Below are 9,707 nucleotides of genomic sequence, written 5' to 3'. Positions count from 1 at the left end.
GCCCCTGCGTAGGCGCGGAGGAAATATGCGGCAGTCCCTTTTCTGATGCGTTTAGCTCTGCTCGGGAGGCGGTATTCGCCCTCGTTCCTACAGGGGCACCCGCCCTCGCTTCGCTTCGGGCACCCTGATGTCACTACGGGCGATACCGTCTTCCCTCGCCGGTTAGGGATGCGAACGTACAATAAGACTATGTCTAGTACCGTTATTCTTCTGAACGAGCAGAACCCGCAGGGCGTCTTCGTTGACCCGTCCGTGCCCCTCATCAGCGTTGATGATCAGGGTTTCACCCGCGGCGACGGCGTCTTCGAGACCATGCTGTCCGTCAACCGCCGTGTGCGTAAGCTCGGCATGCACCTGTCCCGCCTCGAGTCGTCGGCGCGTATGCTGGATTTGCCCGACCCGGAACCCGAGATTCTGCGTTCGGCGGTGGAGCGCCTCATGCGTGAGGCGACCGCCGGTGCCGAGACTGCGCTGGGCGAAGAGCATATCGTGAAGATCATTATTTCGCGTGGCCCCACCCAGGCGGTGACTTCCATGCAGCCGGGCCCGTACACGCTGATTATGGCATCGCCGGTGCCTGCCTCCATCGTGAAGCGCCGTACCGAGGGTGTGAAGGCGATGCTGCTGCCGCGTGGCCACGAGCCGATGGACAACAGCGCCTACCCGTGGCTGCTAGGCGGTGCGAAGACCCTCTCCTACGCGGTGAATATGGCGGTCCTGCGGTATGTGCAGGAGCGCGGCGCGGACGACGCTATCTTCATCACCGACGAGCGTCGCGTGCTCGAGGGTGCCACCTCCTCGGTGCTGGTCGCCAAGATTGAGGACGGCAAGAAGGTACTGTACACGCCCGAACCGAGCCACGGCATCCTGCCCGGCACTACGCAGGGTGCAGTGTTCGAGGCGGCACGCCAGGCTGGCTGGGAGCTGGGCTTCGGCCCGCTCTACCCGCAGGATTTGTTTGAGTCGGACGGCGTGTGGTTGGCGTCGTCGGTGCGTCTGATTGCGCCGGTAACTCATCTGAACGGCACGGCACTGGCGCATGACCCGGAGCTAACCGCGACGCTGCTGAACTACCTGGCGCAGCAGAGCTAAACGCGTACAAAAAGGGACGGTATTATCCGAGCGAGGATAATACCGTCCCTTTGTGCTGTCTGCGGTCAAGGACAGGAGGTGCCTGTACCTTCCTGAAGCGACATCAGGGTGCCCGAGCTCTGCGAGGGCGGGTGCCCCTGTAGGAGCGAAGGAAGGGTGCGGGCGCCTCCGTATCCCAGCGCGGGAAAACGGTATCGCCCGTAGTGACATCAGGGTGCCCGAAGCGGAAGCGAGGGCGGGTTCCCTGTAGGAACGAGGGCGAATACCGTCTCCCAAGCGGAGCCACGAAAGCGGAACCGCAAGCTACTGCCGGAAAGAACTAGGCCCAGAGGAACTGGATCGTACCCGCCGCAATAGATGCACCGTACGCAACAGCGATAATGACGGCGGCAGCAATGCTCACATGCACATCACGCGGCGAATAGGACGGCACACGAGCCCAGGTGCGTTCGCCCGCGCCGAAGCCGCGCGCCTCCATGGTGATGGCCAGGCGGGAGCCGCGGCGGATGGCCTGCACGAGCAGGGCGAAGCTTTGTCCGCCGAAGGTTTGGGCTCGTCCGGCGAGGGATTGGCCCGCGCCGAGTCCGCGGGCGCGTCGTGCCTGGCCGAGGGCGTTCCATTCGGCGAAGAGGATGCCGACCAGGCGCAGGGCGGCGATGGTGGCGAGCACGAATCGTGCCGGCAGTTTGAAGGTTTGTGCGAGGGAGTCGCCGAGGTCGGTGGGGTCGGTGGTGAGGACGAATGCGAGGGTGGGTAGGACCATGGCGAGGGAGCGGATCATCATGGCTGCGCCGACGGCGGCGGAGTCGGTGGTGATGCTGTTGAAGCCGAGGTCGAGGATGGTGGTGCCGGTTTTGGCGCTGAGCATGGCGACGGACCAGCCGGTGGTGATGACGGCGATGAGGATGGGCCAGAAGCGGGTGAGGACGTTGACGGGTCGGAATCCGACGAGGATGAATCCGAGCAGTTCGAGGGCGAAGAGGATTCCGGAGGTGAGGGGGTCGCGCACGATGAGTGCGGCGATGATGAGGGTGAAGGAGACGATGAGTTTTACGCCGGCGTTGAGGTTGCTGAAGTAGCTGGTTCGGTCGATGGTGCCGAAGAAGTCGGTGTTCATGCGTTCTCCTTTCCGTTGGTTGCCTGGGGTTCGGAGGCTTCGAGCGCTTCGAGGGTGATGTGGTTGCCGCCGAGTGCGGCGGTGTAGTCTTCGTCGTGGGTGATGGAGATGACGGCGGTACCGCCTGCGAGGAGTTCGCGGATGAGGTCGACGAGTTCGGCCCAGGTGCGGGCATCCTGCCCGAAGGTGGGCTCATCGAGAATGAGTATTCTCGGTGCGGTGGCGAGCGCGGAGGCGACCGAGAGTCGTCGTTTTTCGCCGCCGGAGAGGGTGAAGGGGTTGGCGTCGAGTAGGTGGGTGAGGCGTAGGCGGGTTGCGAGTTCGTTGGTGCGGGCGGTGAGGTCGTCTTCGTTGAGGGGTTCGCGGGTGAGTGCGGCGAGTCGGCGGGGGCCGAGTTCGAGTTCTTCGCGTACGGTACCGCGGATGAATTGGTATTCGGGTTCTTGGAAGACGTAGCCGATGCGGCTGAGCATTTGGGCTGGGGTCCAGGTGGGCACGTCCCAGTGTGCGGGCTCGCCACCGTGGTTACCGTCGTAATTACGCAGCGCGTCGGTGGCGGTGAGGGTGCCGTCGGGTGCGGTGAGGAGCCCTGCGAGGGTGAGGGCTAGGGTTGATTTGCCGGCGCCGTTGGGCCCGAGCACGCTGAGGTGTTCGCCGGCGTGCAGGGTGAGGTTGATGCCGCTGCGCAGTATGGGCAGGTCGGTGGGTGCGGGTGCGGGGGTGTCGCCGAGGCGTTTGATGGTGCGTCGGCGTGCACGTCGTTGTTTGGGGGTGGGTTGTGCGCGGGTGATGCTGAGGTTTTCGGCGCGAAGTAGCGCCTCGCCGTACTTGCTATCGCTGTTGCTCTGCGGCGCACGCGGCACGTAGTTGGGCACCCACACGCCCGCGTCGATGAGTTCTTGGCGGGCTTCGGTGAGCACGGTGTCGGGTGCGCCGTCGTGGGTGATGGTGCCGCCTTCGCCGAGTACGATAATGCGGTCCATGTGCGGCGCCCAGATGCTCACGCGATGTTCTACGACGAGCAGGGTCGCGCCGGTCGCCTCCGCAGCGGTGAGGATGCTGTCGCGTACTTCCTGCACGCCGGAGGGGTCGAGGTTGGCGGTGGGTTCGTCGAGGATCATGGCGCCGGGGTGCATCGAGAGGATGCCCGCCAGGCCGAGGCGCTGTTTCTGTCCGCCGGACAGTGCGCTGCTGGGGTGGTCGAGGGCAAGGTGGTTGAGCCCTACTGCGGTGAGGGCTTCGGTGACGCGGCCCCAGATTTCTTCGCGGGGTACGCGCAGGTTTTCGGGGCCGAAGGCTACGTCGTTGCCGACGGTTGCCATGACGATGGAGGATTCGGGGTCCTGCTGCATCATGCCCGCGGTGCCACGTGCTTCGGCGGGTGCTTGCCCGTTGATGGTGATGGTGCCGCCGGCGGATTCGCCGTCGTCATCGTGGAGCACACCGGCGATGGCGTGCAGGAGCGTCGATTTGCCGGCGCCGGAGGTGCCCAGTAGCAGGACTTTTTCACCGGGGTTGATGGTGAGGTTGAGTCCGCTGATGACGGGTTCTGGGCGTCCGGGGTGGTGCCAGCTGAAGTTGTTGAGCTCGATGCGCGCCCCGCGCGGTGTTGCTTCCATGATGGTTCCTTAGCCTTTTGTGTGGCTGCTGTAGTGTGCCGAGTGGTGACTCGTGGTGAGTGACTAGCCGGTGGATAGTTGCTGGTGGTTAGCGGCGGGTCTTGCCGGATGCCAGCGAGGAGAGCACACCGGTCTTGGCGAGGTTCTGCACGAGAATCCATGCGAGGAAGCCTGCGATCACTGCGCCGGAGATGACGGCGCACGCTACGTAGATGATTGCCTTGACCGGTTCCATGTCGGGGTAGTAGATGAAGATTTCGTTAACACCCATGAACAGGCCGCTGAGCGCACCGGCGAAGACTGCTACGAATGCGTCCCAGCGACGGTAGCGGAAGATTGCGAAGGCGATTTCAGCGCCAACGCCCTGGAAGAAGCCGGCAATCAGGATTTCACCACTCCACGCGCCGCCGGTGAAGAGCACGGAGATGAATGCTGCGACGATTTCACCGAAGAGTGCCGCACCGGGCTTGCGGATGAGCAGGCCGCTGAGGGTGCCGCCAAGCAGCCATGCGCCGGCGACGATGGGGCGGAATTCGGGTGCTGCTACGAGTGCAGTTTTGGCGGCGGGGCCGACTGCGATGTCCCAGATCCAGAAGATGACGGCGCAGGCTACTGCGATAACTGCGGCGATAACGATTTCGTTGACTCGCCAGCGCAGGTTCGGCTTCTTCGATTCTGCCTGGCTAGATGCCTGGGAGGCGGGGGTTGCGTTCTGTGACATTGGTGATCCTTCCGTCGTTGGAAGGGGAATGTCCTCGCCCTCTGATTGGACGAGGGCATTGAGAAGAAATTCGACTCCCTACGCCGGTACTAACCGGATCAGGTTCGAGGGTCTGCTTAGCACTCTCAGCGCCTCGGTGGCGCTCCCCTGTCGTTGTGGGCTTCCTTGTCCGTACCGTTGTGGTGCAGGTGGAAGCCCAGGTTCGATTGTAGGCGTGTCTGGCTGTTCGTGCCAATTTGCCGCTTTTTGTTTTCTTCTTCTGCCCACATTACAGAATTGCACGGTGTACAATTTTGGGACGGAGCGGCTCCAAGGCGGCACGAACGCCTTAAACCCTATACGCTAGGGAGTGGCGCTCTTTTCTCACCCAACCCCGAAGGGGTTCACGGGCAGGACGCCGCATCGTATACAGCTAAGGAGATACACATGAACCCCGTCGCTAAGCTTGCCATTGCGGGTATCAACATGGGCGCTACTGCCCTGGTTGGTAAGGGTCTGGGCGCAGCCTGGACCAAGGCTACCGGCAACCAGCCTCCCGCCATTTCCCACGACTCTGAAGACACCCTGCGTCAGGTCATCCTCTGGACCGTTCTGACCTCCGTCGTGGGTGCTGTGGTGAGCTTCGGTATTGCTCGCCTGCAGCGTCGTTTCTTCAACTAAGACTTTGCGCCTTCCGCGCGAAAGTTCATGAACTAGGCGGTACGTATCTCCACTCGGTACGTACCGCCTGGTGTTCCATCTTCAGCACGCCCGCCCCACTTCAGCCGGTTTCACGCCGCCGCTACGCTGAAGCGCCACCTCGGCATCCGAAAGCACAACTATGACTATTTCTTCTCCCCGCCGTAAGACGAAGGCTCCGCGTAGGGTCGTTGACCACGCGAACAGCCGCCGTTCGGTCGCGTCCTGGGTCATGTGGGATGTTGGTTCGTCGAGCTTCGACTCGATTATGATGACCTTCATCTTCACCGTGTACCTGACCAGTAGCTATTTCGGCACTCCCGAAGAGACCTCCTCGGCGCTGTCTCTGGGTCTGACCATTGCAGGGTTCCTCATTGCGATTCTGGCGCCGGTGACCGGTCAGCGTAACGACAAGTCTGGCCGCGGCATCTTCTGGCTCGGTGTGAACACCATGCTGCTAGTCGGCTCGATGGCGGCGTGCTTCTTCGTGGGCCCCACCCCGCAGTACTTGTGGCTGGGTGTCGCCCTGATTTCTGCGGCGAGCGTGTTCAGCGAGTTCGCGTACGTGAACTATAACGCCGTGCTGCCGCGCATCTCCCACCCGGAGAATATCGGTAAGATTTCGGGCGCCGGATGGGCTGCAGGCTACATTGGCGGCATCCTGGCGCTGGCTGTGGTGCTGTGGGGTTTTGTGCTTACCCCCGAAGTGCTCGGCCTGACCACCGATAACGCCCTGAATATCCGTGCGGTCGCATTGTTCGCTGCCGCCTGGTGTTTGATCTTCTGCGTGCCGCTGCTGGTGCGTATGCGCACCCGCGAGCGCTTCCTGCCGGAGGTGCTGCCCACCCGCGAGCTGCGTTTCCTGGAGCTCGGTATGGAGCGTCTCTCCCCGGCTCGTCAGGGCGGCCTGCTCGCCTCCTACAAGGCGCTGTGGCGCACCATTAAGCGGCTGAAGATGACGTCCCCGCAGACCCTGTGGTTCCTGATTGCTTCGGCGGTGTTTCGTGATGGTCTGTCCGGTATTTTTACGTTCGGCGGTATTCTCGCGGCGGGCACGTTCGGTTTCAGCACTTCCGAGGTGATCCTGTTCGGTATTGCCGGTAGCGCTGTCGCGGCGGTTGGCGCGATCCTGGGTGGTTACCTGGATGACTACCTGGGCCCGAAGACGATCATTGTTATCTCGCTGGTCGGCATTATCTTGGCGGCTACCCCGTTGCTGTTCTTCCCCGAACCGGGCGTGTTCTGGGTATGCGCCCTGCTGCTGTGCCTGTTCGTGGGCCCGGCGCAGTCGGCGTCCCGCACCTTCCTGGCGCGTCTGGCGGATCCCGGCACTGAGGGTGAGCTGTTCGGCCTGTACTCGACCACCGGTCGTGCCACCAGCTTCCTGGCGCCGATGCTGTTCGGCCTGTGTGTGAGCATCATGGGCGCGCAGATTTGGGGTGTGCTCGGTATTCTGATTGTTGTGGTGGCGGGTCTGCTCCTGCTGCTGCCGGTGAAGGCACCCGGCCCGTTGCGTGTGCGTGCGGCTCGCCGCGAGCAGAAGCGCCGCGACAAGGCTGCCCAGTAAGGCAACCCAGTAAAGCATGCGGGGCTAAGCGTCCTGCAAACCGCCCTTGCGAACCCCCGCGCAAACCCGTAAACGCAAAGGGAGGGGCGGGTAGAAGAATGATCTTCTACCCGCCCCTCCTTTGTGCTTAAGCAGTGCTTATCAAGCGGAGCTCAGTAAGCCGCGCCAGAGAGCTATACCAGAGAACCGCAGTGGCTAGTCCTCCACCACGTCATCCTCATCGTCAGAGACAGCATCCTCGGAGGAATCCAGCGCAATCTGCTGCTCCTCCTCATCAAGAACCTCATCGCTGGTCAGCTGAGCCCAGGTCGCGTCATCAATCAGCGGATCATCAATCACACGAACCCACAGCATCGAACCAGCCGCCAGAGCGCTCAGGTTCTCGTCATACGCCTCCGCAGGCAGACCCTCAAAGATCTCAGCCAGACGCGCAAACAGGTCATCGTACGAAATGTCGCCCTCAGCCTGCAGCCAGCACTCAGCCGCAAAATCAGACAGCTCATTCAGCTCAGTGTCACACAGCAGCAAGAACGGGCCGTCCTCACCCACACGCACACCCGAAGTACCCGGCATACGAGAAACCGCAATCGTACCGTTCAAGAACACACCCGGCAGGTGATCCTCAACCGTGTACTTCTCCAGGCTCTCAACCTCATCAGCATTCGGCAGCTCACCGCCATTCAGCAGATCCTGAACCAGCGGCAAAGTATCCTCAACCTCCGAGTACACCAGGCGCCACACGCCGCCGCAACGCTCCACCAGCTTAGCCAGCGACACAACACCCTCAGGGTGACGCGCCAGACCCGAGCTCTGCTCACTCAAGAACACCAGAGCCTCATGCAGTGGAACACGCTCAAAATACGGCTCAGAAGCCGACTCATCACGAGAAATGAACACAATACGCGACAGCTCATAGCTGAGGTCATCACGATCAACCACGTTCAAACCCAGATCCACCGGGTTCTGCTGATCCTTCGGCGCATTCGGGTCAACAATCACAGACAGCGGCTTCGGATACGGCGACACAACACCCTCATCCGAAATAATCGCAGTCTCATCAGTCAGGTACGCAAACTTCGAACCCAAGAAACGCGACGCAGTCGTCTTACCGCTACCAGAAACACCCACCAGCGCCACAGCGCGCTTCGACTCAGGGTCACCAATAACAGCCGCATGCAGCATCACACCGCGACCAACCAGCTGCTCAATCATCGCCAACGTAATACGGCTCGTCAGATCCTGCATACCCGAATCATCATCAGCCACACGCAGCGTCGAAACCTTATCAAACGAACCCATCAACGGATTCGCCAAATCCATCACCGACTCATCAGTCGGCGCATGAACCAACATCACCTGATCAAAACGAGACAACGAAGCATACGCCTCATCAGGAGTATCAAAAAACTCCGGAGCAAGAGGCTCCCACGCCTTCTTAAAACGCTCCACAAAAGAGTCCGACATATCAATCAGGTACAAAGAAACTTCCGCGCCAGCAACACGCAGAACAACAGGCTTCAGATTCATCAAAAATCCTTAGAGAGTGAGAGATAAAAACCCGCACGCGAGTGAACGCACGAGCACAACAGGCGAAAAACCGCCCAACGCGGGTGCACAAACACACAGCCTGCACGCCCGCACCCCAAAGCGGGAAAGACTAAGACTCCACAGAACCATCCGTCGGAATCATCGTCTGATGAAAATTCAAATAACTACGCGAAGCAGTCGGGCCACGCTGACCCTGGTAACGGTTACCATACGCACCAGAACCATACGGATGCTCAGTCGGGCTACTCAAACGGAAGAAACACAACTGACCAACCTTAGAACCCGGCCACAACATAATCGGCAAAGTCGCCACATTCGACAACTCAAGCGTCACATGCCCAGAAAAACCAGGATCAATAAAACCAGCCGTAGAGTGAGTCAACAAACCCAAACGACCTAACGACGACTTACCCTCCAGACGGGCAGCCACATCATCAGGCAGAGTCACCTTCTCATACGTAGAACCCAACACAAACTCACCCGGATGCAAAATAAACGGCTCATCAGGAGCCACCTCAACCAGGCGCGTCAAATCCTCCTGCGGCTGAGCAGGATCAATATGCGGGTACTTATGGTTATCGAACAGACGGAAGAAACGATCAATCCTCACGTCCACACTTGCAGGCTGAATCATCGACTCATCGAACGGTTCAAGAACGATGCGCCCATCAGCAATCTCTTGACGAATATCGCGATCTGAAATAAGCACGCTTAAAGGATACCTGGCAAACACCACCCACGTGCAGGCATCCACCAGCCCCAGCACACAGTCCTACATCACATTTCAACCCCGGCGCCGGCGCACAAACAGCCGTAACACATTTCACCCCCGGTAAGCAGGCGCGATACACTGAAAAAGATGCGGCTGTAGCTCAATGGTAGAGCGCACGCTTCCCAAGCCTGATACGCGGGTTCGATTCCCGTCAGCCGCTCTTCTCACGCCTCCTACTTCGCGGTAGGAGGCTTTTTATTTTGAGTTAGGTTGAGCGGGTCGAGGCGGTATGTTCCTTGCTCCTGCAGGGAACCCGTCCTCGCTTCGCGTCGGACACCCTGATGTCGCGACGGAACATACCGGCCTCTCCCCTACTAACTCTCTCCCCTTCTCCGGGCAGGTGGAGTAGTGGGTGCGGCTGCGCGGCTGGGAACGAACCGCGGGTTGCTCGGTTTGGGAAGAGTGTGCGCGGGGGCGGGGAGGGGAATACTCGGGTGAGGTACCGCAGACAGCTCGCCGGGAATGAATGTTGAGTTCAGGGCATTGCGGTGGTTCAGTTTGGGAGGTCAGGGTACCTTCCCAAAGGGGTGCCGATACACATGCGAGCGCGCAGCACAGCTATACCTTCCTGAAGCGACATCAGGGTGCCCGAG

At 60.7% G+C, this 9,707-nt stretch carries 8 protein-coding genes, 1 tRNA gene and 1 riboswitch; of the genes, 4 read left to right on the top strand and 5 right to left on the bottom strand.

The features are described 5' to 3' along the window. The first annotated feature begins 189 nt into the window (after positions 1–189). Positions 190–1,092, top strand: coding sequence for an aminotransferase class IV (locus HMPREF2710_RS08010; protein ID WP_070600550.1), 903 nt, complete (start codon positions 190–192; stop codon positions 1,090–1,092). A 319-nt stretch (positions 1,093–1,411) separates the two neighbouring features. Here the strand turns inward: HMPREF2710_RS08010 and HMPREF2710_RS08005 are convergent, their stop codons facing one another. The 3 genes from HMPREF2710_RS08005 to HMPREF2710_RS07995 all read right to left on the bottom strand — a co-directional run bounded on the left by HMPREF2710_RS08005 (position 1,412) and on the right by HMPREF2710_RS07995 (position 4,549). Continuing rightward, on the bottom strand, positions 1,412–2,209 hold the full coding sequence (locus HMPREF2710_RS08005) for an energy-coupling factor transporter transmembrane component T family protein (RefSeq protein WP_070600548.1): 798 nt from the start codon (positions 2,207–2,209) through the stop codon (positions 1,412–1,414). Beyond that, positions 2,206–3,828: an ABC transporter ATP-binding protein gene (locus HMPREF2710_RS08000; RefSeq protein ID WP_070600547.1), complete on the bottom strand. Its 1,623-nt coding sequence runs from the start codon at positions 3,826–3,828 to the stop codon at positions 2,206–2,208. Before HMPREF2710_RS08000 ends, HMPREF2710_RS08005 begins: the two co-directional genes overlap by 4 nt. Before the next feature lie 88 nt (positions 3,829–3,916). Beyond that, positions 3,917–4,549, bottom strand: a complete 633-nt coding sequence (locus tag HMPREF2710_RS07995; protein WP_049350529.1) for an ECF transporter S component — start codon at positions 4,547–4,549, stop codon at positions 3,917–3,919. A 58-nt stretch (positions 4,550–4,607) separates the two neighbouring features. Beyond that, positions 4,608–4,708, bottom strand: a riboswitch (TPP riboswitch). A 267-nt stretch (positions 4,709–4,975) separates the two neighbouring features. Here HMPREF2710_RS07995 and HMPREF2710_RS07990 point away from each other — a divergent pair. Together HMPREF2710_RS07990 and HMPREF2710_RS07985 are read left to right on the top strand one after the other, a co-directional pair. Next, positions 4,976–5,209 (top strand): DUF4235 domain-containing protein, encoded by a 234-nt coding sequence (locus HMPREF2710_RS07990; RefSeq protein WP_049347564.1) that lies wholly within the window; start codon positions 4,976–4,978, stop codon positions 5,207–5,209. Between the two features lie 160 nt (positions 5,210–5,369). Next, positions 5,370–6,794: an MFS transporter gene (locus HMPREF2710_RS07985; protein WP_070600545.1), complete on the top strand. Its 1,425-nt coding sequence runs from the start codon at positions 5,370–5,372 to the stop codon at positions 6,792–6,794. 195 nt (positions 6,795–6,989) lie between these two features. Here HMPREF2710_RS07985 and HMPREF2710_RS07980 read toward each other — a convergent pair whose 3' ends face one another. Both HMPREF2710_RS07980 and dcd read right to left on the bottom strand, forming a co-directional pair. Further along, on the bottom strand, positions 6,990–8,321 hold the full coding sequence (locus tag HMPREF2710_RS07980) for a septin family protein (RefSeq protein ID WP_070593959.1): 1,332 nt from the start codon (positions 8,319–8,321) through the stop codon (positions 6,990–6,992). A 130-nt stretch (positions 8,322–8,451) separates the two neighbouring features. Beyond that, complete coding sequence (gene dcd, locus HMPREF2710_RS07975; protein ID WP_049359310.1) at positions 8,452–9,051, bottom strand: dCTP deaminase; 600 nt, start codon at positions 9,049–9,051, stop codon at positions 8,452–8,454. A gap of 152 nt (positions 9,052–9,203) precedes the next feature. Here dcd and HMPREF2710_RS07970 point away from each other — a divergent pair. Next, positions 9,204–9,274: transfer RNA gene (locus HMPREF2710_RS07970), tRNA-Gly, on the top strand. The last annotated feature ends 433 nt before the right edge of the window (positions 9,275–9,707 follow it).

The sequence above is a fragment of the Rothia sp. HMSC069D01 genome (genome assembly GCF_001810135.1).
Classification (GTDB): domain Bacteria; phylum Actinomycetota; class Actinomycetes; order Actinomycetales; family Micrococcaceae; genus Rothia.
This window is presented reverse-complemented; position numbering and strand designations above follow the sequence as displayed.